This is a genomic window from Halobaculum sp. MBLA0143, from assembly GCF_041361465.1.
In the GTDB taxonomy this organism is placed as follows: domain Archaea; phylum Halobacteriota; class Halobacteria; order Halobacteriales; family Haloferacaceae; genus JAHENP01.
Genome location: NZ_JBGKAC010000001.1, coordinates 158,266 through 183,953 on the forward strand (window position 1 = coordinate 158,266; position 25,688 = coordinate 183,953).

At 69.1% G+C, this 25,688-nt stretch carries 25 protein-coding genes; 22 read left to right on the forward strand and 3 right to left on the reverse strand.

Translation table 11 applies throughout. From position 1 onward, the window contains the following. Window positions 1-172 precede the first annotated feature (172 nt). From RYH79_RS00870 to trpG, 15 genes are all read left to right on the forward strand, one after another. On the forward strand, window positions 173-418 hold the full coding sequence (locus tag RYH79_RS00870; protein WP_370895297.1) for a DUF7127 family protein: 246 nt from the start codon (window positions 173-175) through the stop codon (window positions 416-418). Next, entirely contained in the window at window positions 415-2,688 is a 2,274-nt protein-coding gene (locus RYH79_RS00875) for a CDC48 family AAA ATPase (protein ID WP_370895299.1), read from the forward strand. The genes RYH79_RS00870 and RYH79_RS00875 overlap by 4 nt, the downstream gene beginning before the upstream one ends. Window positions 2,689-2,787: 99 nt before the next feature. After that, on the forward strand, window positions 2,788-3,744 hold the full coding sequence (locus RYH79_RS00880; protein ID WP_370895301.1) for a DUF4129 domain-containing protein: 957 nt from the start codon (window positions 2,788-2,790) through the stop codon (window positions 3,742-3,744). Beyond that, window positions 3,741-4,598 carry a DUF7269 family protein gene (locus tag RYH79_RS00885; RefSeq protein ID WP_370895303.1) on the forward strand — a complete coding sequence of 286 codons (858 nt, stop codon included), beginning with the start codon at window positions 3,741-3,743 and terminating at the stop codon, window positions 4,596-4,598. The genes RYH79_RS00880 and RYH79_RS00885 overlap by 4 nt, the downstream gene beginning before the upstream one ends. Continuing rightward, window positions 4,595-5,866, forward strand: a complete 1,272-nt coding sequence (locus tag RYH79_RS00890; protein ID WP_370895305.1) for a DUF58 domain-containing protein — start codon at window positions 4,595-4,597, stop codon at window positions 5,864-5,866. Before RYH79_RS00885 ends, RYH79_RS00890 begins: the two co-directional genes overlap by 4 nt. Then, entirely contained in the window at window positions 5,863-6,354 is a 492-nt protein-coding gene (locus RYH79_RS00895) for a DUF7519 family protein (protein WP_370895307.1), read from the forward strand. Before RYH79_RS00890 ends, RYH79_RS00895 begins: the two co-directional genes overlap by 4 nt. Before the next feature lie 54 nt (window positions 6,355-6,408). Continuing rightward, window positions 6,409-7,791 carry a 7,8-didemethyl-8-hydroxy-5-deazariboflavin synthase subunit CofH gene (cofH, locus tag RYH79_RS00900; protein ID WP_370895309.1) on the forward strand — a complete coding sequence of 461 codons (1,383 nt, stop codon included), beginning with the start codon at window positions 6,409-6,411 and terminating at the stop codon, window positions 7,789-7,791. A gap of 151 nt (window positions 7,792-7,942) precedes the next feature. After that, entirely contained in the window at window positions 7,943-8,119 is a 177-nt protein-coding gene (locus RYH79_RS00905; protein ID WP_370895311.1) for a DUF5786 family protein, read from the forward strand. Window positions 8,120-8,123: 4 nt separating this feature from the next. Further along, complete coding sequence (locus RYH79_RS00910) at window positions 8,124-8,684, forward strand: endonuclease dU (protein WP_370895313.1); 561 nt, start codon at window positions 8,124-8,126, stop codon at window positions 8,682-8,684. 42 nt (window positions 8,685-8,726) lie between these two features. Beyond that, window positions 8,727-9,317: a uracil-DNA glycosylase gene (locus tag RYH79_RS00915; protein ID WP_370895315.1), complete on the forward strand. Its 591-nt coding sequence runs from the start codon at window positions 8,727-8,729 to the stop codon at window positions 9,315-9,317. Between the two features lie 74 nt (window positions 9,318-9,391). Further along, complete coding sequence (locus tag RYH79_RS00920; protein WP_370895317.1) at window positions 9,392-10,036, forward strand: class I SAM-dependent methyltransferase; 645 nt, start codon at window positions 9,392-9,394, stop codon at window positions 10,034-10,036. Between the two features lie 120 nt (window positions 10,037-10,156). Then, window positions 10,157-11,155, forward strand: coding sequence for an anthranilate phosphoribosyltransferase (gene trpD / locus RYH79_RS00925; RefSeq protein ID WP_370895318.1), 999 nt, complete (start codon window positions 10,157-10,159; stop codon window positions 11,153-11,155). Window positions 11,156-11,201: 46 nt separating this feature from the next. Beyond that, entirely contained in the window at window positions 11,202-11,870 is a 669-nt protein-coding gene (locus RYH79_RS00930) for a phosphoribosylanthranilate isomerase (protein WP_370895320.1), read from the forward strand. Window positions 11,871-12,027: 157 nt separating this feature from the next. After that, on the forward strand, window positions 12,028-13,557 hold the full coding sequence (gene trpE, locus RYH79_RS00935; RefSeq protein ID WP_370900716.1) for an anthranilate synthase component I: 1,530 nt from the start codon (window positions 12,028-12,030) through the stop codon (window positions 13,555-13,557). Continuing rightward, the gene (gene trpG / locus RYH79_RS00940) at window positions 13,554-14,147 is read left to right on the forward strand and encodes an anthranilate synthase component II (RefSeq protein ID WP_370895322.1); all 594 of its coding nucleotides are present in this window, start codon (window positions 13,554-13,556) and stop codon (window positions 14,145-14,147) included. The genes trpE and trpG overlap by 4 nt, the downstream gene beginning before the upstream one ends. 183 nt (window positions 14,148-14,330) lie before the next feature. Here the strand turns inward: trpG and RYH79_RS00945 are convergent, their stop codons facing one another. After that, window positions 14,331-14,639: a DUF7718 family protein gene (locus tag RYH79_RS00945; protein ID WP_370895324.1), complete on the reverse strand. Its 309-nt coding sequence runs from the start codon at window positions 14,637-14,639 to the stop codon at window positions 14,331-14,333. Window positions 14,640-14,874: 235 nt separating this feature from the next. Here RYH79_RS00945 and RYH79_RS00950 point away from each other — a divergent pair, with 235 nt between their 5' ends. Then, a complete protein-coding gene (locus tag RYH79_RS00950; protein WP_370895325.1) occupies window positions 14,875-15,258 on the forward strand; it encodes an HVO_A0114 family putative DNA-binding protein in 384 nt (127 codons plus the stop codon). 651 nt (window positions 15,259-15,909) lie between these two features. Here the strand turns inward: RYH79_RS00950 and RYH79_RS00955 are convergent. Next, window positions 15,910-17,178: an arginine deiminase family protein gene (locus RYH79_RS00955; RefSeq protein WP_370895327.1), complete on the reverse strand. Its 1,269-nt coding sequence runs from the start codon at window positions 17,176-17,178 to the stop codon at window positions 15,910-15,912. A gap of 323 nt (window positions 17,179-17,501) precedes the next feature. Here RYH79_RS00955 and RYH79_RS00960 point away from each other — a divergent pair, with 323 nt between their 5' ends. The 4 genes from RYH79_RS00960 (at window position 17,502) to RYH79_RS00975 (ending at window position 22,558) form a co-directional block, all read left to right on the forward strand. Further along, entirely contained in the window at window positions 17,502-17,807 is a 306-nt protein-coding gene (locus RYH79_RS00960) for an HVO_A0114 family putative DNA-binding protein (RefSeq protein WP_370895329.1), read from the forward strand. Window positions 17,808-18,023: 216 nt separating this feature from the next. Then, window positions 18,024-20,177, forward strand: a complete 2,154-nt coding sequence (locus RYH79_RS00965; protein WP_370895331.1) for an acetate--CoA ligase family protein — start codon at window positions 18,024-18,026, stop codon at window positions 20,175-20,177. Continuing rightward, entirely contained in the window at window positions 20,174-21,310 is a 1,137-nt protein-coding gene (locus RYH79_RS00970) for an AAA family ATPase (protein ID WP_370895333.1), read from the forward strand. The genes RYH79_RS00965 and RYH79_RS00970 overlap by 4 nt, the downstream gene beginning before the upstream one ends. Before the next feature lie 69 nt (window positions 21,311-21,379). Beyond that, the gene (locus RYH79_RS00975) at window positions 21,380-22,558 is read left to right on the forward strand and encodes a pyridoxal-phosphate-dependent aminotransferase family protein (RefSeq protein WP_370895335.1); all 1,179 of its coding nucleotides are present in this window, start codon (window positions 21,380-21,382) and stop codon (window positions 22,556-22,558) included. An 82-nt stretch (window positions 22,559-22,640) separates the two neighbouring features. Here the strand turns inward: RYH79_RS00975 and RYH79_RS00980 are convergent, their stop codons facing one another. Further along, window positions 22,641-22,847 carry a hypothetical protein gene (locus RYH79_RS00980; protein WP_370895337.1) on the reverse strand — a complete coding sequence of 69 codons (207 nt, stop codon included), beginning with the start codon at window positions 22,845-22,847 and terminating at the stop codon, window positions 22,641-22,643. A gap of 426 nt (window positions 22,848-23,273) precedes the next feature. Here RYH79_RS00980 and RYH79_RS00985 point away from each other — a divergent pair, with 426 nt between their 5' ends. After that, window positions 23,274-24,191 (forward strand): ADP-ribosylglycohydrolase family protein, encoded by a 918-nt coding sequence (locus tag RYH79_RS00985; RefSeq protein ID WP_370895339.1) that lies wholly within the window; start codon window positions 23,274-23,276, stop codon window positions 24,189-24,191. 292 nt (window positions 24,192-24,483) lie between these two features. Then, a complete protein-coding gene (locus RYH79_RS00990) occupies window positions 24,484-25,671 on the forward strand; it encodes a M24 family metallopeptidase (RefSeq protein WP_370895341.1) in 1,188 nt (395 codons plus the stop codon). The last annotated feature ends 17 nt before the right edge of the window (window positions 25,672-25,688 follow it).

The following is a 25,688-nucleotide window of genomic DNA, read 5'->3' on the forward strand; positions in this document are numbered from 1 at the left end:
ACCGCTCGGCCGTCTCCGCCCCGCCGCCCGCTGTCGGTTCCCACGTCGTGTCGCCGCGACGGCCCCGCGATGTGAAGCGCGAGACAACCGCACTCGGGACACCCCGACGCCGTATTGCGATTGATCGGCGAAAGGTTCATATGCGTACGACTGTTACCTGTGGTTAGGAAAGATGACCCAGAGACACTCACAGACCGGTGCGGAACGGCTCGTGCGGCGGTACGACTACCCGGACCGGACGGTCCTCGCGGTCGACCTCCCGGGGGGGGAGACGGCCTCCGTCGACACGGTCGACGGGGTCGCGATCGTGGCCGTCGGCGAGGGCGCAGACGCCGACACCTTCGAGCTCGAACTGCCGGGTGAGCCGGCGTCGGCGACTGTCAACAACGGTGTGGTCGTCGTGGAGGTGGCAGCGTGAATCTCACCGTCAAGCCGTTGAAGCAGAAGGACGCCGGCCGCCGGCTGGCGGCCGTCGACCGGCTGGCCGCAGAGGAGCTGGACCTGCAGGCCGGCGACTACGTGAAGCTCGTCGGCGACGAGACCGCGATCGCGCGGGTGTGGCCCGGCTACCCGGAGGACGACAGCAGCGGCGTCGTCCGGATCGACGGCCAGCTCCGCAAGGAGGCGGACGTCGGGATCGACGACACGGTCGAGGTGGCGGCGGCGGACGTGGAGCCCGCAGAACGCATCACGATCGCGTTACCCCAACAGTTCGGGGTGCGGGGTGACATCGGCTCGCTGATCCGCAACAAGCTGTCCGGCCGTCCGGTGACGAAGGGCCAGACGCTGCCGTTCTCCTTCGGGCTCGGGATGATGGGCGGCAACTCCCAGGCCGTGCCGTTGAAGATCGCCTCCACGAGCCCCGAGGGGACGGTCGTCATCACGGACTCCACGGAGGTCCAGGTGAGCGAGCGCCCCGCAGAGCAGATCGCGGACGACGCCGCCGCCGCCGGGGCGGAGACGCCGGACGTGACCTACGAGGACATCGGCGGGCTGGACGGCGAACTCCAGCAGGTGCGCGAGATGATCGAACTGCCGATGCGGCACCCGGAGCTGTTCAACCGTCTCGGCATCGAGCCGCCGAAGGGGGTGTTGCTCCACGGCCCGCCGGGCACCGGGAAGACGATGATCGCCAAGGCGGTCGCCAACGAGATCGACGCCCACTTCCAGACGCTCTCCGGGCCGGAGATCATGAGCAAGTACTACGGGGAGAGCGAAGAACAGCTCCGGGAGGTGTTCGAGGAGGCCCAGGAGAACGCCCCCGCGATCATCTTCATGGACGAGCTGGACTCCATCGCGCCCAAACGCGAGGAGACCTCCGGCGACGTGGAGCGGCGCGTCGTCGCCCAGCTCCTCTCCCTGATGGACGGGCTGGAGGAGCGCGGGCAGGTGGTCGTGATCGGCGCGACCAACCGTGTGGACGCCATCGACCCGGCGCTGCGGCGTGGGGGCCGGTTCGACCGCGAGATCGAGGTCGGCGTGCCGAACCGCGAGGGCCGCCGCGAGATTCTCCAGGTCCACACCCGCAACATGCCGTTGTCGGACGACGTGGACGTGGACGCGTACGCCGACAACACCCACGGGTTCGTCGGCGCGGACCTGGAGTCGTTGGCCAAGGAGGCCGGGATGAACGCCCTCCGGCGCATCCGCCCGGAGATCGACCTGGAGTCCGAGGAGATCGACGCGGAGATCCTCGAACGGATCGAGGTGACGGACGACGACCTCCAGGACGCCATGCACGGTATCGAGCCGTCGGCGCTCCGGGAGGTGTTCGTCGAGGTGCCGGACGTGACCTGGGACCAGGTCGGTGGCCTCGAAGACACCGAACAACGGCTGACGGAGACGATCCAGTGGCCCCTGGAGTACGGTGAGGTGTTCGACACGATGGACGTGGAGTCCGCGAAGGGGGTGTTGCTGTACGGGCCGCCGGGCACCGGGAAGACGCTCCTGGCGAAGGCGGTCGCCAACGAGGCAGACTCCAACTTCATCTCGGTGAAGGGGCCGGAGCTGTTGGACAAGTACGTCGGCGAGTCGGAGAAGGGGGTCCGCGAGATCTTCTCGAAGGCCCGCGAGAACGCCCCGACGGTGGTGTTCTTCGACGAGATCGACGCCATCGCCACCGAGCGCGGGAACAACACGGGTGACTCCGGCGTCTCCGAGCGGGTCGTCTCCCAGCTGTTGACGGAGCTAGACGGCCTGGAGGCGCTGGAGGACGTGGTCGTGATCGCCACGACGAACCGTCCGGACCTGATCGACAGCGCACTCCTCCGGCCGGGCCGGCTGGACAGACACGTCCACGTTCCGGTGCCCGACCGGGAGGCCCGCCGGAAGATCCTGGCCGTCCACACCCGCGAGAAGCCGTTGACCGACGGCGTCGACCTGGACGACCTGGCCGCCCGGACGGACGGCTACGTCGGTGCCGACCTGGAAGCGCTGTGCCGTGAGGCGTCGATGAACGCCTCTCGGGAGTACATCACCCGGATGGAGTCGGCGACGGACGGCGCCGAGATGGAGCGTAGCCTCGGCAACGTCCGGATCACGCCCGACCACTTCGAGCAGGCGTTGGACGAGGTGGCGCCGTCCGTCACGGACGAGACCCGCGAGCAGTACGACGAGATCGAGTCTCGGTTCCAACGCTCCAGCCCCCGCGACGACCGCGTCGAGGGGACGGGAACGGCGTTCCAGTGACCCGACCGCCGTCGGGGGCGTAGAGACTCCCAGACGGCGTCGTTCCTCTCCTGACGACACGTCGAAAGGAATAACCGTGGTTTTCTGTTACACAGTGTCGTGGTAGACAGACGCACTGCCCTGTCGGTCCTCCTCGCGGTCGCGGCGGTCGCCGCCCTGTCGTTGTCGGCCGCGACCCTCACCTCCACGACACGGACGAGCAGCGACGGCGTCGGCGCCGGCACCCAGAGCGGCCAGACGGGACTGGGCACCGGCCCGGACAGCGGTGTCGACATCACGGAGTCGTCCGGCGGTGAGTCGCCGGAGATCTGTGTCGAGGAGCTACGCACGCTGCCGGCACAGCTCCTCGGGCTGGCCGTGATCGTCGCCGGGTTCCTCCTCCTCTACAGACAGATGGGCTCCGTCGTGTTGTCCGCGCTGGCGGTGATGTCGTTGTCGTTCCCGTTCCTGTTCATCTGGGGGCTGTTGATCTCCTGTGGGACGACACAGTCGAGTCCCAGCGAGCAGGAGTACGGGCTCGGAGACACGAACCAGACGGGGCTGTTGAGCGGCGGCGGCTCGTCGGGGCTCGGCGGCACCGGCGAGGCCGTGTCGACGCCGACCGCGATTCTCGGCGTGTTGTTGGTCCTCGCCATCGCCGGTAGCGCCGTTCTCCTGATCCGATCTGCCGCCCAGGAACAGGACGAGGCGGACGAAGACGGCGAGACGACGAGCGCCAGCCGGCAGGCGGCCGTCGGTCAGGTCGCGGGCGCGGCCGCAGACCGACTGGAGGCGGACGCGAACGTGGACAACGAGGTGTACCGCGCCTGGCGGGAGATGACGACCCACCTGGACGTGGACCGGCCTCGGTCCAGCACGCCCGCAGAGTTCGCCGCGGCAGCCGTCGAGGCCGGCATCGACCGCGAGGACGCCACGGAGCTGACGGCGTTGTTCGAGGAGGTGCGCTACGGCGGGGAGGAGGTCACGGACGACCGCGAGCGTCGGGCGGTCGCGGCGCTCCGCAACGTCGAGGCGGTGTACGCGGACGAGGACGACGACGGGGGTGACACCGCGTGAGACTCTCGGAGATCGGCGGACTGACGCTCGTCGGCGCCGGCTTCGTCGTCCTGTTTCAACGAGGGATCGCAGGGGCGTTCGACGTGTCGTACCTGTTCGTCACCGGTGTCGGGGTGTCGGCGGCGTTGCTCGGCCTGAACTACTTCAACGTCGGTCGCCAGACCCGTCGGCGCGAGACCGTCGTGGACGACGTGGAACTGCGGCACGAGACGACGGTGCCGGGAACGGAGACGGACGAACTGCTCGCCGACGCGACGGGTATGTCCCGTGGCAGCGTGGCGTACCGTCGAGAGCTGCGCGACCGGCTCCGCCAGGTGACCGTCGAGACGCTGCGGCGGACGGAGAGCGTCGGCGAGGCGACCGCCGAGGCGGCGGTGGCGGACGGCGACTGGACGCCCGACCCCGTCGCGGCGTGGTTCCTCGCGGACGAGACGGACGACGCCCCCTTCTCCGTCAGAGTTCGGGGCGTGGTCGGGAGTGAGTCCGGGTTCGCCTTCGCCGCCCGGCGGACGACCGCGGCGATCGCGGCCGTCGAACGCGGGGAGCGTCCGGCGACGGCGCCGCCGCCGGACGCGCCCGACGGCGAGTTCGCACGCCTGCGGCGTCGACTGCGCGATCGACTGCGCGACCGACTCTCGTCGGACGACGGCGACGCGACCGAACCGGACGACGACACGGGGACGGAGCCGGGCGACGGCGACGGGCTCCCCGGCCGACCGGGCGCCGACCTCGGGAGGGAGACGGGACGGGCAGTCACCCCGGGCACCGACGGTGACACGGCCGACGAACGGACTCGCACCCCGACGGGGGCGGAACACGGCGACGCCTGGAAGCTCGTGGAGGGTGAAGAGTGAGCGCCGACAGTGGCGGCGTCCCGACGGAACGGTGGGCGGGCGTCGCGGCGTTGGCGTTGCTCCCCGTCGGCCTGGGCGTCATCGTCCAACACCCGCCCCTGGTGTTGGCCGGGGTCGTCGGCGTCGGCTACGCGGCGTACGCCCGCGGCGACCCGACGCCGACGCCGTCCGTTCGGGTGGAGCATGAACTGGCCCCGCCGTCGCCGAGCCCCGGTGACGACGTGACGGTCACCGTCCGGGTCCACAACGACGGGGACTTCCTGCCGGATCTCCGGGTGGTCGACGGCGTGCCGGCGGCGCTGGCGACCGACGACACTGCGCGGCTGGCGACCTCGTTGTTACCGGGGCGGTCCGTCTCGTTCGAGTACACGCTGACGGCCGTCCGCGGGGAACACGAGTGGGACCCCGTGACGGTGGTCGCCCGCAACGCCAGCGGCTCGCGGGAGGTGACTCTGGAGGTGGACGCCGACACGACGCTCCAGTGTCACCCGGAGCTCGCGGCGACGGCGACGCTCCCGCTGCGGGGGCTGACCGCGCAGTTCAGCGGGCGGGTGCCGACGGACGTGGGCGGCAGCGGCCTGGAGTTCCACTCCACCCGGGAGTACCGCCACGGTGACCCCGTGCGCCGGATCAACTGGGCGCGGCTCGCAAGCACGGGCGAACTCTCCACCCTGGAGTTCCGCGAGGAACGGGCGGCGACGGTCGTCCTGTTGATCGACAGCCGCCGGAAGGCGTACCGCTCGCCGGATCCGGAGGCGGAGAACGCGGTCGAGCGGTCGGTGGACGCCGCCACACAGGCGTTCTCGGCGTTGTTGGACAGCGGCGACCGGGTCGGGATCGCCGCCTTCGGCCCGGGGGAGTGCTGGCTCCCACCCGGCACCGGCGCCGACCACCGCGCCGCCGCCCGGGAGCTGTTCACCGCCCACCCGGCGTTGTCCGCGACGCCGTTGGAAGACCGGTTCCTCCCGACGACGTGGCTGTACAAGTTCCGGCGCCGACTCCCGGGTGACGCCCAGGTGTTGTTCTTCTCGCCGGTCGTCGACGACTTCGCCGTCCAGACGGCCCGACGGCTGGACGCCTACGGCCACCTCGTCACCGTCGTCAGTCCGGACCCGACGGGCGGAGAGACGACGGGCCAACGGCTGGCTCGGGTGGAGCGGGCGAACCGACTCTCCGAGCTCCGGTCGTCGGGGCTGCGAGTGATCGACTGGGGTGACACGCCGTTGGCGACGGAGTTGGAACGAGCCGCGAGGCGGTGGTCTGCGTGACTGTCGACCACACGCCGCCGGTCGCCGGCCAGGTCTCGGTCGCGGTGGTCGGGGGGCTGGCGACGCTCGGGCTGTCGCTGGGCTCCGTCACCGGCGGGGCGGTCGCGGCGGTCGGGACGTTCATGGCCCTGTTAGGCGTGACACAGGGGCAACGGCGACTCGTCGGCGGCGGCGCCGTCGCGGCCGGCTTCGGACTGCTGGTCGCGGGCGTCGGCGGGGCACCGGCGCTGCCGTTGCTCGTCGGTTCCATCGGCACGGTGTCGCTGTGGGACTTGGGCGATCACGCCGTCGGGCTAGGCGAGCAGACGACCGCCGACAGTGACGCGACGTGGAACGTCGCCGTCCACGCGGGCGGCACGGTCGCGGCCGGCGCCGTCGTCGCCGCGCTCGGCTTCGGCACGTACCGTGCCGCGGCGGGCGGCCAGCCGGTCGTGGTGTTGTTCTTCCTGTTGGCGGGCGCGGTCGGGCTGGCGGTGGCGCTGCGGTAGGCGGGAGATGCCGCCACCGGGCGGCTTTTTTGCCTCCGCGGGTAGTGTCGTGGTATGGATCAGCCGTCGCCGGGCGTCACGGCCGACGATCTCGCCTTCCGGCACCAGCCGGAGACGGACCAGTCGTTCGAGAACGCGCTGGCGAAGGCGCGCGACGGCGGCCGTCTGACCGTCGACGACGCGGTGGAACTGCTCACGACCGGGACGGAGACGGACGGGCTGGACCCGGCCCGGACGGAGGCCGTGCTGACGGCCGCGGACCACCGCCGCCGCGAGGAGGTGGGAGAGGAGGTCACGTTCGTCGCCAACCTCAACAACAACGTGACGACCGCGTGCAACACCGGTTGTCTGTTCTGTAACTTCAAAGACACCGCGAGCACGTTCGAGACGGACAGCGAGGGGACGACCCGTGGGTTCACGAAGACGCCGGCGGAGTCCCGCGAGATCGTCCGCGACGGGGTGGAACGCGGGATCTACGAGGTGTGTTCCGTCTCCGGGCTCCACCCGGCGTTCGCCTTGGACGCGGAACACCACGAGGTGCTGCGAGGGTACGACGCCCCGGCCCGCGAGGTGAACTACAAGCCGCCGGCCGTCTACGAGACGGACCCGGGGACGTACGTCGAACAGATCGAGGCGATGGCCGTCGACGGGGTCCACGTCCACTCGATGACGCCGGAGGAGGCGTACCACGCCCGTCGCGGGACGGACTGGTCGTACCGCGAGGTGTACGAGCGGCTCGCAGACGCCGGCCTCGACTCCGCGCCCGGCACCGCGGCGGAGATCCTCGTCGACGAGGTGCGCGACGTGATCTGTCCCGGAAAGATCGACACGGAGGGGTGGCTGGCGGCGATGGAGGGAGCCGTCGCCGCCGGGCTGGACGTGACGGCGACGATCATGTACGGCCACGTCGAGAACGAGTACCACCGCGCGCTCCACCTGGAACGGATCCGCGACCTCCAGGACCGAACCGGCGGGATCACCGAGTTCGTCCCGTTGTCGTTCGTCCACGAACGGACGCCGTTGTACGAGCAGGGGGTCGTCTCCGGCGGCGCGACCGACCGCGAGGACAAGCTGTTGATCGCCGTCTCTCGGTTGTTCCTCGACAACGTCGACAACATCCAGACCTCCTGGGTGAAGTACGGCGACGAGAAGGCGTTGGAGACGTTGTCGTGTGGCGCGAACGACTTCATGGGGACGATCCTCTCGGAGGAGATTACGAGCCGCGCCGGCGGGGAGTACGGGGAGTTCCGGTCGTTCGACGACTACGTCGACCTGATCCGGAGTGTCGGCCGGCGTCCGGTGGAACGGTCGACGGACTACAGACACCGCCGGGAGATCGACACGGACGGCGGTCCGTACGGGCCGCGGCTCGGCCCGCACGCGGACGGCACACCCCTCCTGGCCGACGAGGCGACGCCGCCGACCGCCGACGACTGACGGCCCTCTCGCGGGGTTTTCGACCGAACACGCGTTCGGCGCGAGCGGAACCCGACACGCGCCAGATTATCTCGGCGAGAAATGTCGGACTCGTCGCTGCCGAGCGACCGACCCGTGCCTTTTTGTTCCACAATCGGCAATCCTAGAGTGTATGGGATTCGGGAGCTACGACGAATCCGAACAGGAGAACCAGGAACTGGATTCGGACCTCGGCGACGACGACACAGTAGACGCAGGTGAGAGCACCCACGAGGGGGACGTGGAGTTCGAAATCGGCGCTTCGAACGACGAACTCCTGGACAAGCTCCAGGAGATCAAAGACGAGTAGCGCGGTGAAACCCGGCACGCGGACGCTCGGGGTCGCGGCCTCGGACGGTCCCGAGACGGCGACGCTCGCCGGCGCCGTCGTCCGCGTCGACCGGGTCGTCGACGGCCTGGCGTACGGCCGCTGTACGGTCGGCGGAACGGACGCCACCGCGGCCGTGACGGATCTTCTTCGGAACCACGACCGCGAGGACCTCCAGTACCTGCTGACGACCGGCGTCGCCCCGGCGTGGTTCAATCTTCTCGACCTCGACGCACTCGCAGACGAGTTCGGCGGTCCCGTCGTCGCGGTCTCGTTCGAAGCGTCCGACGGGTTGGAGTCGACCCTGCGCGAGCAGTTCGACGGCGCGGCGTTGGCCCGACGACTGGCCGTCTACGAGGGGCTGCCGCCGCGAGAACGGGTGGCCGTCGGCGACGACACGGTGTGGGTGCGGGCGGTCGGCTGTGACGCCGCGACCGCGCGGGAACTCGTCGTCCGGACGACTCCCGAGGGGAGCGGTCGGCCGGAGCCGCTGCGGGTCGCCCGACTGGCCGCTCGGGCCGGCCGGCAGTACCGCGACCGGGGGTGAGCGGAGCGAACCACACTTGCCCGCGGCGGTCGACTGACGGGTATGGACGACTCGCTGTGTGTGAGCGACTGTACGGACTGTCCGCGGCTCGTCGACTCTCGGAGTCGGATCGTGAACGGGGTCGGGCCGACGGACGCCGACGTGGTGTTCGTCGGCGAGGGGCCGGGTGAGACGGAAGACGCCGAAGGAGAGCCGTTCGTCGGGCGCTCCGGGACGGTGTTGGACGACGCCTTACGCGACGCCGGGCTCGCCCGCGAGGACGTGCGGATCACCAACAGCGTGCGGTGTCGGCCGCCGGAGAACCGCGACCCGCGGAGCGGGGAACTCGACAACTGCCGCCGTCACCTCGCGGACGAGTTGGCGGCGATCGACCCGGAGATCGTCGTGGCGCTGGGGAAGGTCCCCGCACAGAACCTCTTGGAGCGATCCGTCGCCGTCACGAGCGAGGCGGGCGACGTGGCCGACGCCCGCGTCGGCGACGCGAGCTACCGGGTGTTGATCTGTGTCCACCCGGCGGCGACGCTGTACGACGGCAGCCAGAAGGAGACGTTCCAGTCGACGATACAGACGGCCGCGGAGCTGGCAGGCGACGGGGACGACGGGAGCGGGCAGGCGCGACTGGGGGAGTGGTGATCGCCCGGCGACACCGCCTATGGACCCTAAACGATCCAGTAAAGTGAAATATTACGAAGAAGCATACAAACACCGTGAAGTACGACTCCGATCACTTCGACAGCCTGTACCAGAGTGGTGACGGCGACCCGTGGGGGTTCTACGAGTCGACGTACGAGCAACGGAAGTACGACCGGACGCTGAACGTGGCCGTCGACAGGACCGCGGACACGGAGGTGGACGCCGTTCTCGAACTCGGCTGTGGGAACGGGGCCTTCACCGCCAGACTCGTCGACGCCTTCCCCGAGGCGGACGTCCACGGAGTCGACATCTCGGAGGAGGCGCTCGCCGTCGCCCGCGACCGGGTCGACGGAGCGACCTTCGAGCACGCCGAGATGGTCGAGTGGGCTGCCGACCGCACGGAGTCGTTCGATCTGGTGTTCGCCAGCGAGTGTCTCTACTACCCCGCCGCGGATCTCCCGGTAACGGAGTACGTCGGCTTCACCCGGACGCTGACGGAGTTCGTCGCTCCGGAGGGCTACCTCGTGTCGGCGTCGATCCACCGGGACGGCGAGGGCTCGGTCACCAAAGAGGACGAACGGGTCGTTCGGACGATTCGGGCGACGCTGGAGCGACACGCCGATCTCGTCGGGCGCGAGCAGTACACGGACACCAAACGGGAGGACGGAGACATCCGAGAGTACGACTACGAGATCTGGACGTTCGCGCACGAGAGCTGAGACTTCCGGTTCCACAACATCGTCCGGGTGGAGCAGACTCTGAGGCCGACGAGCTGAGTGAGCCGCGAAAGCCTCAAGTCGATGTACACACTCGTACATCGCACGACCAAATCGTACACCATGTCCATCCAGAGTCTCACAGAACGGGTGACGGACGGCGAGGACCTGAGCGTCGACGAGGCGCGGGAGGCGTCGCGGCTGGTCTTCGAGGAGGCGACGGAGGCACAGATCGGGGCGTTGCTGGCGGCGCTCCGGGCGAAAGGGGAGACGGAAGCGGAGATCGCCGGCTTCGCCCAGGGGATGCGGGAGGCGGCCCGGACGATCCAGCCGGACGCCGACCGACTCGTCGACACCTGCGGGACGGGCGGGGACGACTTCGACACGATCAACGTCTCGACCACGTCGGCGTTCGTCGCGGCCGGCGCGGGCGTCACCGTCGCCAAACACGGCAACTACAGCGTCTCCTCGCCGTCGGGGAGCGCGGACGTGTTGGAGGCGATCGGCGTGGACGTGGAGGCGGAACCGGCGGACGTGGAGGCGGACATCGAAGACAACGGGATGGGGTTCATGCTCGCGCCCGTCTTCCACCCGGCGATGAAGGCGGTGATCGGCCCGCGCCAGGAGTTGGGGATGCGGACGATCTTCAACGTGCTCGGGCCGCTGACGAACCCGGCGGGCGCGGACGCCCAGGTGTTGGGCGTGTACAGCGAGGCGCTGGTGCCCCAGATCGCGGAGTCGCTGACCCACATGCCGACCGAACGGGCGCTGGTCGTCCACGGCGACGGCGCAGACGAGATCGCGCTCCACGGGGAGACGACCGTTGCAGAGGTGGACGGGGACGAGGTGACGGAGTACACGCTGACGCCGGAGGATCTCGGCTTAGAACGGGCACCGGTGTCGGAGATCGCCGGCGGCTCGCCCGAGGAGAACGCGGCGGATCTGGAGGGGATCGTCCGCGGGGAGGTGACCGGCCCGAAACGGGACGTGATCCTCGCCAACGCCGGCGCGGCGGTGTACGTCGCCGGGCTGGCAGACTCCCCGGCCGAGGGAGTGGAGGTCGCAGCCGACGCCATCGAGAACGGCGAGGCGGCGGCGGCGCTGGAGCAGATGCGGTCGTGAGCCGCGAGGGTCAGAGTGAAGCCCACCGCCCCACGAGGAGAAGACGATGACCAGAGTGAAGATCTGCGGCGTGACGAACGCCATCGACCTGCGAGCGGTCGTGGAGACGGGTGCGGACGCGGTCGGCCTGATCACGGACGTGTCCGCGGACACGCCACGCGAGATCGACCGGTCGACGGCGGCGGATCTGGCGGCCCGAACGCCGCCGTTCCTGACGAGCGTCGCCGTCACGATGTCGGAGACGCCGGAAGACGCCGTCGACACCGTGCGGTCGGTCGCCCCGGACGTGGTCCAGCTCCACGCCGACTTCGACGCCGAGCAGTTGGGGTACGTCCGGGCGGAGACGGAGACGCAGGTGGTGCCGGTCGTCGACGCCGACAGCCCACACCGTGCCCGGGAGATCGACGAGGCGGCCGACGCCGTCTTGGTCGACTCCACGACGGAGTCGGGCGCGGGCGGCACCGGAGAGACACACGACTGGTCGGCGACCGGGGAGCTGGCCCGGGAGCTGTCCTCTCCGGTCGTGCTCGCGGGCGGGCTCACCCCGGACAACGTCGCCGACGCCGTCCGGGTTGCGGAGCCGTTCGCCGTCGACGTGGCGAGCGGCGTAGAGCGGGCCGGCGGCGCGAAAGACCACACCGCGGTCGCCAGGTTCGTCCGCAACGCCGGGCGCGCGTTGGACGAGCCGGCGGTCAGCGAGGGGGAACTGGGCTGACGAGTCGACACGGACGCGAGGAGCCACAGTGACAGACCAGACACACACGAACGAGACGGCAGCGACACCCGGGGGGGACTCCGGCGAGACGGACGGCGGGCGGGCGGTCGAGACGACGGTCGAACTCGACCGCTCGCGAGAGACGTTCCGGGATCTCGTGGCCGACGCCGACGGACCGGTGGTCACCAGACTGGCGGCGCCGGTGCCGGCAGACGTGGAGCCGTTGACGGCGTACGCCGCCCTCTCGGAGCGGTCGGACCACTCGTTCCTGTTGGAGAGTGCACAGAAAGTGGCCAGCTCCGACCCGGACGGCGCCTTCGCCCCGAGCACGGACGACGCCGACCGACACGCCCGGTTCTCCTTCGTCGGCTACGACCCGGATGCGGTCGTCACCGTCCGGCCGGAGGAGACGACGGTCGACGCCCGCGGACCGGCCGCGGAGTACGTCGAGACGGCGACGGGAGACACGTTAGATCGGGTCCGGGCGGCGCTGCCGGACGTGACCCGCGTCGGGTTCCCGGACCACGACCGCCAACACCTGGACGGCGGGCTCGTCGGCTTCCTCTCGTACGACGCCGTCTACGACGTGACGCTGTCGGAGGTGGGTGTCGACCGACCGACGCCGGTCGCCCCGGACGCGGAGTTCCTGCTCACCACCCGGACGCTCGTGTTCGACGACCGGACGGACAGTGTCGAACTCGTGTTCACCCCGGTCGTCGGCCCGGACGACGACCCGGACGCCGTCTACGACGAGCTACAGACGGAGGCGGCGTCGGTGGTCGAGCGACTGTCGACGGCAGCGCCGCCCGAGACCGGCGGGGTGACGGTCGACGCGGAGACTGCCGGCGCGCAGGCGGACTACGAGGAAGCCGTCGAGACGACCAAACAGCACGTCCTCGACGGCGACGTGTACCAGGGGGTGATCTCCCGCACGCGGACGCTCTCGGGCGACGTGGACGACCTCGGACTGTACGAGTCGCTGCGGGAGGTGAACCCCTCGCCGTACATGTACCTCCTCCAACACGGCGACCGGTCGGTGATCGGCGCCTCGCCGGAGACGCTCGTGTCCGTTCGTGGAGACCGGGTCGTCGTCAACCCGGTCGCGGGCACCTGCCCCCGGGGGACCTCCCCGGTGGACGACCGGCGGCTGGCCGGGGAGATGTTGGCCGACGAGAAGGAACGGGCGGAGCACACGATGTTGGTGGACCTGGCCCGCAACGACGTGCGCCGGGTGAGCGACCCCGGCTCCGTCCGGGTGGAGGAGTTCATGAACGTCCTGAAGTACAGCCACGTCCAGCACATCGAGTCGACAGTCGTGGGCACCCTCGCGGCCGACGCCGACGCCTTCGACGCGACGCGGGCGACGTTCCCGCGTGGCACCCTCACGGGCGCGCCGAAGGTGCGGGCGATGGAAATCGTCGACGACCTAGAGACCTCCCCGCGGGGGATCTACGGCGGCGGCGTCGGCTACTACTCCTGGAGCGGGGACGCGGACCTGGCGATCGTGATCCGGACCGCGACCGTCGACCACGGTGGGTCGACGGACGAACTCGGCGTCCGGGCGGGCGCGGGAGTCGTCGCCGACTCCGACCCGACCGCGGAGTACGAGGAGACGGAACAGAAGATGCGCGGGGTGTTGGACGCGGTCGACCGGATCGCCGACCGCGACGGAGGTGGAGGGTCGTGAAGGTCGCGTTCGTCGACAACTACGACTCGTTCACCTACAACATCGTCGAGTACGTCAGCGACCACGAGCCGGACGGCGAGCCCGTCGAGACGACGGTATTGAAGAACGCCGTCGACCTGGAAGACGTACGGGCGGCCGACCCGGACGGGATCGTCATCAGCCCCGGCCCGGGCCACCCGAAGAACGACCGCGACGTGGGCGTGACGATGCCGGTCCTCCGGGAGCTGTCCCCGGAGATTCCCACACTCGGTGTGTGTCTCGGCTTGGAGGCGGCCGTCTACGAGTACGGCGGCAGCGTCGGCCACGCGCCCGAGCCGATCCACGGGAAGTCGTACCCGGTGTCACACGACGGCGAGGGGGTGTTCGCCGGGCTCGATCAGGGACTGCGCGCAGGCCGCTACCACTCGCTGATCGCCACGACGGTGCCCGACTGCTTCGACGTGACTGCGACGACCGACCACGACGGCGAAGAGCTTGTGATGGGTGTGCGCCACCGCGAGCACCCCATCGAGTGTGTCCAGTTCCACCCGGAGTCCGTGTTGACCGGTGCCGGCCACGACGTGATCGAGAACTTCCTCGGGAGCGTCTGAACTACCGCAGCCGACACCCGAACAGACTCGAGACCTGTTGGTAGACGAACTGTCACACTCGTAGATCGCCCGAGTGGCCCTCGCGCGGTGACGAGACACAGTCGTCGTCGATGTCACAGGGACCGCCCAACTGAGTGTATTCACCCCCACCCAACTCGATGCAGCTTCCGTCGGGAGACGAGCCTACCGTGGGTCAGTTACGTCTCTGTCCTCACGGTAGCGTGCGTACCGCCACGCGTACACCCGCCACTTCTCGGTGAAGTGGTCGATAGCGTCGTCGACAGTGAAGTCGGATCCGAGCCAGTCTTTGTCCCTCTGTGCAGGCGGGAGCCAGGGCTTGTCGAGGTGTGGTTCTCCGTGATCCGTGTCGATACGTACGACGTTGGTGTTTGCTGCGGGTTCTGATCGAACAACCGAGACACACCACTCGTCTGTTTTCCCAGGTCTTTTAGCAATATTGATGTAATAAATGTCTCCTTCGTACTCTCCCAACGGCACGTCGTCAACTGTCTCCTTAGATCCGCGAGTCACGAGACATCACGCGTACCGAGACCGTTCCCGTTCGGTCGTTTGAGCCGTTCGTTGGGCCTGTCTATCCGGGTTCTCGTCATTGTCGAACGCACGAACTGTGTCTGTATAGAGTATTTAGTAATCTAACTACTGTTGACACCAATCAGTACGTTTTTGTCGTTGGAGTATCTACCAACAGTCAGTAGGGGAACAACAGATGGGTAAACACGACGACGACACAGACGCGCCGAGAGACGCTGTCGGCGAGATCGGGGCGTCCGCCGAGGAACGCCCCGAGCAGAGACGGGTCCGATTCTACCGTGCGCTGCGGGACGCCGGCTACAACGACCTCACGATCATTAGACGCGAGGACGTTGCAGACGAGTTCAACCACAGACACTTCGCAATCATCGACTATCTCCGGGAGGAGTCGGCCGACTCGGTCCGCGACCTCGCGCGCGAGCTCGGCCTCGACAAAGGGGATGTCTCCGAGGACATACAGTTCCTCTCTCGTCTCGAGATCGTCACGTGCGAGACGGACGGCCGAGCCAAGATCCCTCGCCTGAAGAAGGATCACGTCTTCGTCGAACCGCTCGTCTGAGGGGGCTGTCGACGGCGTCTTCCGTGTTCGACTGTCACCTTTCGCCTGCGACCGAGCACGGAGAAGCGCTCGGACACGGACTGACAGCGCTGACGCGGGGGTACGCCGCTGGTCGTTCACTCCGCGTCCCACAACGGCAACACACCGACTCTTCGTAGTGCCCAGTCGACTACCATACACACGCCCAGTAGTATCGAGAAGAACACGAGATCATAGCGGACGCCGGCGAGGAATGCGATTCCCGCTACGACACCGGCGACTCCGTAGCTAACTGACTCCCACTGTCGGCGTCCGAGACGACACCAGTCCCGTTCTATCGGGACGTACCCCGCGAACACGACTCCGTGACAACCGCACAGTGCAGCCACGTACGGGTGACTACTGGACACGTGGACGGCGATGAAGAACAGAGCAGCCGAAACACCGATATTGAGCAGAGCGGTGTACATCGGTCGAGATCACACGAGTGGTGACGTGCAGTCGTTCCCCCCGTCTGATCGAGACGGTCCAGACCAGTTCGCACGCTCTCTCTGGTCGAACACACGACACTGTACCCAAACGAGCGATCAAAAGTCTTGTCGAATATCACTCACAATCTGTGGCCTGATGGGTGTCCCACAGCCCAGCGACAGCAGTTTACTCGTGGGCGAGTCACCCACGCGCCAGCGGCGCAGTCATGCAGTGGACGCCGCCGTAGCCGCTCCGGAGCGCCTCCATCGGGAGGCCGGTGCCGTCGGGGACGATCTCGACGCCTGCGTCGCGGAGTCGTCGGATCGTCTCGTTTCGTTCCGGGTCGAACGCGCCGTCCTCGTCGGGGTAGTAGATCGGGAGGACAGTCCGGTCCGACAGCGTGAGGAAGTTAGTGCCGACCGCGCGTTCCGCGTGGGGGACGGCAACGAGGTCGAAGCCGTGATGGTCGAGGTAGTCGGCGAGCGAGCAGTCGCGGTCGTGGTGGTAGCCGTCGCCGTCGCGGACGAACACCTCGACGGTGGCGGCCTCGACGAGCGGCTCCCGTCCGACGGCCAGGTCGTGGCCGGCGACGTTGAACCAAGTGTCGAGGTGCATGATCTCCATCTCCGCTTCTCTGTCGTCGCCAGCGTGGCGCGCCCGGCTCCGGCGGTCGGCCGCCAACGGCGCTCGGACGAGCCCAACCTCCGAGTGGCCGACGGCGTCGGCGGCCAACAGCTCTCGTGCGGCCGCCCGGCTCGTTCGGACCACTCGGTCACCGTCCGGGCGGTCGGCGGAGACGCCGAAGAGGCCGAACTCCCCGGCGGGGAGGTAGTCGCCGCCCTCCAACGGGCCGGTCGACACCCGGTGGACGGGGTCGACGGCCCGCGCGACGATTTCCCGTTCCCGGCGTCTGGTGTCGGTGGCGGCGGCACACAGCACGTGCCCCCGCGGGGTGGTGATCTGTTGGTCGCGTTGGAAGTAGAGGTTCGACGCCGGCTCGTCGAACACCAGCCGGGACGTCTCTAGGCGCCCGGGGTCGAGGTCGCCGGCCAGCGAGTCGGTCTCGTCGTCGTGCGGGGCGGCGCCGAGCCGGGTGACGCGCGCGCCGGCGGCGATCAACTGGAGCTGTTGACGAGACGAGAGCCCACGGAGCGTCTCGTGGAGCTGTCGTTCGACCGTCTCGCGGCGGTCGTCACGGAGCCCGTCCGTGTCGACGGCCACCGTCTCGGCGACCAGTCCCGACAGTTGGCCGGCGGCGGCCAACTCGTCGGTGAGCGTTCTGACGGTGACGCCGGCGTCCTCCAGGGCCGCGACGAGCCGTCCGTGTTCTCGTCTGGCGGCCTCCAGGGAGAACCCCCTTCGAAAGAGGTTCGGCAACGGGTCGACCACCCCGGCGAGCGTCTCGAACCCGGGCTCGTGAACCCGGACGGCGGTCAACGGCTCCCACTCCGCCTCGACGGTTTCCTTCATCGACGGTCCGTTGCAACCTCGGACACAAATCGTTACTCGTATTTGAAAGACAAGCTACACGATTGCGGCCGCGCTCACTCGGCGTCAGCGTCGGACGGGGACCGACTCCTCTGGAGACGGAGGGATAGAGAGACGTCGTGATCTCACTGGCCGTCGACGGTGGTGCGGTGGTACACGGAGCCACGAGCGTCGGTGGAGACCAGGAACGAGAACGACACTACCGTGGGTCGGTCACGTCTCTGTCCTCGCGGTAGGTTGCGTACCGCCACGCGTACTCCTCCCACTCCTCTGTGAAGTGATCGACAGCGTCGTCGACTGTCTCCTTGGAGCGACGAGTCCGCTCCTACCGCGCGCTGCGAGACGCCGGCTACAGCGACCTCACGACCGTCAGACGCGAGGACGTCGCAGCGGAGTTCAACCACAGACAGTTCGCGGTCGTCGACTACCTCCGGGAGGAGTCGGCCGACTCGATCCGCGACCTGGCGCGCGAACTCGGCTTCGACGAGGAGGACATCTCCGAGGATCTCCAGTTGTTGTCCCGTCTCGAAGTCGTCACGTGCGAGACGGACGGGCGGGCGAAGGTGCCTCGCCCGAAGAGAGAACACGTCTCCGTCGAACCGCTCGTCTGACGCGCTCTCTGCCGTCCCTCACGTTCGACCGTTACCTTCCTCCCTCTCGGTTCAGGAAGAAAGAGAGACTCTTGACCCTGGACCGACAAGTCCGACGCGACGGTGCGTCGCCGGCGGGCGGCGACGCGCCGAGCGAGCACGAATGACACGCACACGACGGCCGCGGACGGGGGTCCGGGGCTACGAGACGGGCGAGACGCGCAGGAGGTGTCGCGGGTGACGGACGGCGGACTGTTCGCGCCCGAGCGGGTGGCCGTCGTCGGCGCGACGGAGCGGGACGGCTCCGTCGGCCGGGCGGTGACGGCGAACCTGTTGGCGGACTTCGACGGCGAGGTGGTGCCGGTGAACCCCAACCGGGAGACGGTGTTGGGCGAGCCGTGTGTCGCGGCCGTCGGCGACAGCGGCGCCGATCTGGCGATCGTCGCCATCCCGCCGGAGCCGGCGGTGGAGGCCGTCCGGGCGGCGGGCGAGGCGGGGATCACCAACCTCGTCGTGTTGACGGCCGGCTTCGGCGAGACCGGCAGCGAGGGAGCCACCCGGGAGCAACGGCTCCGGGAGATCGCCGCGGAGTACGACCTGACGCTCGTCGGCCCGAACAGTCTGGGGATCGCCAGCACGCCCGTCGGGCTGAACGCGACGTTCGGCCCGTCGATGCCCGATCCGGGCGGGATCTCCTTCATGAGCCAGTCGGGGGCGTTCGTCACCGCGGTGATCGACTGGGCGTTCGAGCAGGACATCGGCTTCAGATACGTCGTCTCGCTGGGCAACAAGGCGGTCGTCGACGAGACGGACCTGGTCGCCGACTGGGGCGACGACGACGGGACGGACGTGATCGTCGGCTACCTAGAGAGCGTCGAGGACGGCGAGGCGTTCGTGGAGACGGCCCGCGAGGTGACGAAGGAGACGCCGGTCGTCGCGGTCAAGTCCGGCCGGACGGAGGCTGGCGCGGGGGCGGCCGCGAGCCACACGGGCGCTATCGCCGGCAACGAGCGGGCCTACGAGGTGGGGTTCCGCGAGGCGGGCGTCCTGCGAGCGGAGTCGACGGGAGAGCTGTTCGACGCCGCTCGGGCGTTGTCGGGCCAACCGTTGCCGAAGACGGACGGCGTGGCGGTCGTGACGAACGCCGGCGGGCCGGGCGTGATGGCGACGGACGCCATCGGCGACGCGGAGTCGTTGTCGCTGGCGGATCTCTCGGACGAGACGGTCGACCGACTCGCGGAGGTGTTGCCGGCGGAGGCCAACCGGTTCAACCCGGTCGACGTGATCGGGGACGCGGACGTCGACCGGTTCCGGGACGCGTTGGAGGTGACGCTCGCGGACGACGGCGTCGGCGCGGCCGTCGTGTTGTCGGCTCCGACGGCGACGCTGTCGTTCGACGAGCTGGCGACGGCGATCACGGAGGTGCAGGCGGACGCGGAGCTGCCGGTCGCCGCCTGTCTGATGGGCGGCGAACGGGCAGACGAGTCGAGCGGCGTGTTGTCGGCGGCGGGGATCCCGACGTACTTCGACCCCTCGCGGGCCGTCGGCAGCCTCGACACGCTGGCCCGGTACCGGGAGATCCGCGAGCGGCCGACGCCGGAGCCGGAGCGGTTCGACGTCGACCGCGAGCGGGTCCACGAGGTGCTGTCGCGGGTCCGCGACCGGTCGGACAACCGACTGGGCGTCGAGTCGATGGAGATCCTAGACGCCTACGGCGTACCGACGCCGGACGGCGAGATCGTCGACAGCCCGGCGGACGCGGCGACGGTCGCGGCCGGGATCGACGGCCCAGTCGTGATGAAGATCGTGAGCCCGGACATCGTCCACAAGAGCGACATCGGCGGGGTCGCCGTCGGCATCGCGGACGACGAGGTGCGAGACACCTACGAGCGGCTCGTGACCCGGGCACGAAACTACCAGCCGGACGCGACGGTGTTGGGCGTCCAGGTGCAGGCGTCGATCGACCTGGACGCGGGCGTCGAGACCATCGTCGGCGTCAACCGCGACCCGCAGTTCGGCCCGCTGGTGGTGTTCGGGCTCGGCGGAATCTTCGTCGAGACGTTGGAAGACACCGCGGCGAGCCTGGCGCCCGTCGACGAGCGGGCGGCCCGCGAGATGACAGAGGAGATCCAGGCGGCACCGTTGCTCCGTGGCGCGCGCGGCCGGGAGCCGACCGACCTGGACGCCGTCGTGGAGACGATCCAACGGCTGTCACAGCTCGCAGACGACTTCCCGGCGATCCTCGAACTGGACGTGAACCCGCTCGTCGCCACGCCCGAGGGGGTCCAGGCGGTCGACCTGCGACTGACCGTCGATCCGGAGCAGTTGGGCGAGGCGCCCACGACGACGGACACGCCCGTCGAGGCGACCGACGGGGGAGAGTCACAATGACAGACACAGACCCAGACACAGACACGGAACCCGACGCGGCGACGGATGGATCGACGACGGACGACGGCGAGACGGACGTGGTGCTGATCGGCTCCGTCGACGGCAGCGGCGGCAAGACGGCCGTCGCCTTGGCGCTGGCGACACTCGCACGACGGCGGGGGCTCGACGTGGGCTACGCCAAGCCGAAGGGGACGCGGCTCCGGAGCCGCGTCGGCAAGACCTTAGACGAGGATCCGATGCTGGCCCGGGAGCTGCTCGGTACGGACGACGAGGTGCACGAGATGGAGCCGGTCGTCTACTCCCCGACGTTCGTCGAGGGTGCCATCCGTGGGATGGAAGACACCGACGAGCTCCGGGCGCAGGTCCGCGAGAGCTTCGAGACGGTCGCGGCCGACAGGGACTTACTCGTGGTCGAGGGCGGTGACAGCCTCGCCACCGGCCGCGCGGTCGACCTGGCGGACCCACAGGTAGCGGCGCTGTTGGACGCGGAGATCCTGTTGGTCGCGGACTACGAGGAGCCGGGCGACGTGGACGACGTGTTGGCGGCCGCAGACGACGCCGGCGACCGACTCGCGGGCGTCCTGTTCAACCGCGTGACGGACGCACAGTACGACGATGTGGCCGCGGACGTGGCGCCGTTCCTGGAGAGCCGGGACGTGCCGGCGCTCGGCGTGCTGCCCCGGCGGTCGGCGCTGGCGGGCGTCACGGTCGACGCGCTCGGCTCGGAGCTCGGCGCCGAACGACTGACCGACGCCGGCGGCGACGAGCTCGTCGAGGGGTTCCTCGTCGGCGCGATGGGGGGTGACGCCGCCCTACGACACATGCGTCGGCGGAAGGACGTGGCCGTCATCACGGGCGGCGACCGGTCGGACGTGTTGACCGCAGCGATCGACGCCGGCGGGGTGTCGTGTCTCGTCCTGACGGGCGGCCACCGCCCCTCGGGGGCGATCCTCGGCAAGGCGGAGACGGCCGGCGTCCCGGTGTTGCTGCTCAACACGGACACGCTGACGGCCGTCGAGCGGGCGGAAGACGTGATCCACGAGGGCCGTACCCGCGACGCGGAGACGGTGGCGGTGATGCGGGAACTACTGTCGGATCACGCGGACGTGGAGACGATCCTGGACCTGGCGTAGTCGTCGCGGCGACACGCGAGTGTCGCACCCCTCGTTGGCTTTATCGTAGTTCCGTCCCTGAGTACGTGTATGGACGACGACTTTCTCCTCTTGAATCCGGGACCGGTGCCGGTGCGACAGTCGGTCCTGGACGCGATGGCGGAGCCGATGGTGTCACACCGGTCGGCGGAGTTCGAGGCCGTCTACGAGCGCGCACAGACGGGCGTCGAGTACGTGTTCGAGCAGTCGACGCCGACGGAACGAGAGACCGCCGCCGGTGGGACGGCGTTGTTGCTCAACGGCACCGCGACCATGGGGATGGAGGCGGCAGTCGCCAACCTGGTCGACTCGGACGGCCACGTCGTGGCCCTGGTCAACGGGAAGTTCGGTCGGCGGTTCGCCCGGATCGCGGAGCGACACTCCGAGAACGTGACCCGTGTGGACGTGCCCTGGGGGGAGTCGATCCCGTTGTCGGCGGTGAGAGACGCCGTCCAGCCGGACACCCAGCTCGTGACGATGGTGCACAACGAGACGTCGACCGGGCTCCAGAACCCGGTGTGGGGGGTCGGCGACGTGGTCGCGGACCACGACGCCCACTTCGTCGTCGACGGCGTGACGAGCGTCGGCGGCGACGTGTTCTGCGTCGACGACTGGAACGTGGACGTGGCGATCACGGACGCTCAGAAGGCGTTGGAGACGCCGCCGGGAATCTCGGCGGTGTACGTGACGAGCGAGGTGCGCGACGAGTTCGACGGCGAGTCGGCGCCGTTCTACGAGGACCTGGAGTGGCACCTCAGGAAGGCGGAGAGCCACCAGACCCCGTTCACCTCGGCGGTGCCGTTGTTCCGTGGAATGGCGGAGGCCGTGAAGGCAATCGAACGCGAGGGGATGCCCGCCCGGATCGCCCGGCACCACAGACAGGCTCGAGCGTTCCGCCACGGGTTCGCCGCGCTCGGGTTGGAACCGTTCCCCGACGCGGCGGACCACACGGTGTTGTCGAACACGGTGACGGCGATGTCGCTCCCGGAGTCGCTCCGCGGTGACCCCGAGGAGTTCTTCGCGGCCGTAGAGGAACGCGGCGTGTCGATCTCCGGCGGCCAGGCCCACCTCGGCGGAGAGATCTTCCGGGTGTCGAACATGGGGTCGCTCCGGGGCGACCAGGTCGTCCGCGGCGTCCGGGTGGTCGGGGAGGCGCTGTCGGCCGTCGGGATCGACGCCGACGTGGACGCCGGCGTCGCGGCCGCTCGTGAGCGGGTGGAGACGAACTGATCGGCTCGAAGAACGGAGGAACTCGTGGAGGGTGACGGGCCACGAACCCGTAGTCGTCGAGACGCGACCGCCTACTGACCGATCACCAGAGGCCGAAGATGGAGCCGACCTCGTAGACCGTCTCCGCGACGGTAATGATGGTGTCGGAGTTGTCCCCGATCCAGTTGAAGGCGTCCGTGAACCAGCCTGCCGTGGCGGCCTGCAGAGTGGTCTGGGCTGCGACGGGGTCAACGAACGACGCGACTGCGACCAGGGCCATTGCGGCCAGGACGATGCGCTTGATGTTCATGACGCACCTACTGATACAGGAGATAACAACTAAAACTTTTCTCTAGCTATCTAACTAGTCCTCTTCGAAATTAGTTTCAACTCCGAAAGCCAAGTCTCGGACGCGAACAGTGAATTATAGTGCAGGTGGCGAGTGAGGAGCCCGCGTGGACGACGAACAGTACGGCTGTGACCGTGACACGCGTGGTCGGGGGGTCGGCTCGGCGCTCACGGCTCGCGTGTGGATACGATCGATCGAAACTGAGAATTTCAGCTGCGTTACGAGTCACTGCCGAACGTAACACTGTCGTCTGCGGGCGGGAGTCGGGCTTCGACAGTGGGGCGTGTCGGTCGGTCGACGCGACAGACGCTCGTCTCCGTCGTCTGGTCGCGTCAGCGTTCCCGCGGCGCCGAAAGAGCGATTGGTCTGCCGGCCGCGGGTGGAGGCGTGACCACGACACACTCACGCGCGGTCGGCTGTCTGCTCGGGCTGGCCTGCGGCGACGCCCTCGGCCGGCCGGTCGAGTTCCAGTCGTCGACCGGGATCGCAGACCAACACGGTCGCGTCGACCAGATGTACGGCGACGGTACCCACGGCCAACCCGCCGGCACCGTGACGGACGACACGGAGCTCGCGCTGGCGCTCGCCAGGAGTCTCGCGGACACCGGCGGCTTCGACGCCGCGGACGTCGCCGACCGGTACGTCGCGTGGTACGAGTCGGGGCCGTTCGACGTCGGTCTGGCGACCGCCGACGCGCTCCGCGAGCTCCGCGACGGGGCCGACCCGGCGGACGCCGGGCGGATCGTCTGGGAGCGCCGTCCGGAGGGACAGAACGCGGGCAACGGTAGTCTGATGCGGTGTGCGCCGTTGGCGCTGGCGACCCCGGACGACGAGCGTCGCGCGGCGGCCGCCGCCGCAGACTCCCGGATCACACACGCGGACCCGCGGTGTGTCGAGGGCTGTGTCGCCTACCTGACCGTGCTCGACCGACTGCTCTCGGGGGCCGACCCGGAGTCGGCCGTCGACGCCGGGCTGTCGACCGCCGCCGACCGCGACGCACCCCGCGCGGTGCGGACCGCGCTGGCCAACGCGACGGACGGCCAGGCGGCGTCGTTGGAGACCTCCGGCTACGTCGTCCACACGCTGGAGACGGCACTGTACGACGCCGCGACCGCGACGACCGCCGAGGAGGCGATCGTCACGACGGTCTCCCGAGGCGGGGACACGGACACGCTCGGGGCAGTCGCGGGCGCCGCCGCCGGCGCACGCTTCGGCGCCGACGCGATCCCGGACCGGTGGCTGGACGTGCTCGACGTCGAATCGGAGCTTCGAGAGCTCGCGGAGACACTGATCGACGAGCGGTAGCTCGCTCGCGGACACGGCGACGTGGGTGGAGGTGCAGCTCCCGACCCGTGGATCACGGTCTCCTCGCAGAGAGCGTACGCCGTCTACCTGCAGGTCTCGTCTCTCTCCCGGAGTAGTTCTCGCCCCTCTGTCGTGCTCTCCCGTTCTCGTCCCGGCCCGCGGTGGGCAGTGACGGCGAATTCTCTATCGCGCTATGCGCTTTACGAGTCGGGATGCGCGGGCGGTTCGACGGCTCGCTCGGCGGGGGCCGGGACCCCGTCACTTATACCCCAAGCCGCGGGAAATTGGTCGTATGTCGACACGACTGCCGGAGGCGGCCTTCGACGAGCGGCTCGCGGCCGTCCGAGACCGGCTCGCGGAGACGGACGCAGACGCGGCGGTGTGGTTCGGGGCGACCAGCATCGAGTACCTCACCGGGTTCCACCACGTCCCGACGGAGCGGCCGGTCGCGCTCGCGGTCACCGACGACCGGGTAGAGATCGTCGTCCCACGCCTGGAGGTGGAGCGTGTGGAGCCGAACCCACGGATAGACGGGGTCCACAGCTACTTCGACTACCCGGGCGATGCTCCGTTGGAGACGGTCGCGGAGATGCTGGCCGGACTGGACACCGACCGGGTCGCGGCCGACGCCGACGGCGCACCGGGCGTGATGGGGTACGAGGGCCCGGCGCTGTCGGCGTTCGTGGAAGTCGACACCCAGGGGTGGGTCGCGCGAATGCGCTGGGAGAAGAGCGACGCCGAGATCGACCTGATCCGGGAGTCGGCCAAGTGGGCCAACCTCGGGCACCGCTACCTCGCAGACTACACGGAGCCGGGCGCACACCCCGCGACCGTGAGCCAGCGCGCGTCGATGGACGCCTCGCGGGCGATGCTGGACGCGCTGGGCGACCGCTACGCCGTCCGGGTGCGTGGCGACGGCCCGGTCCACGCGGGCTACATCTCCGGCCACGAGACCGCCCTCCCGCACGGTCACACGCCCAACGAACGCCTCTCGGAGGGTGACGTGCTCGTCACCGGCGCGTCGGCCAACGTCGACGGCTACCGCTCGGAGCTGGAACGGACGATGTTCGTCGGCGAACCCAGCGAAGAGCAGACCCACTACTTCGAGCTGATGCTGGAGGCCCAGACCATCGCTATCGACGCGCTCGGGCCGGACGTACCCGTCGCGCACGTCGACCAGGTCGTCTGGGACTACTTCGAGGAACAGGGCGTGACGGATCTCGCACAACACCACGTCGGCCACAACATCGGGCTGGGTGGCCACGAGCCGCCGTACCTCGACCGCGGCTGGGGGGAGTACGACCACGTCGAGGAAGGCGACGACGTGATCCGGCCGGGTCAGGTGTACACGCTCGAACCCGGGCTGTACACCGAGGAGTACGGCTACCGCCACTCCGACACCGTCGCCGTCACCGAGGACGGCACGGAGACGCTGACCACGTTCCCCCGGGACCTGGAGTCGAACACGATCCGACACTGACAGCGAGTGAAGCCGAG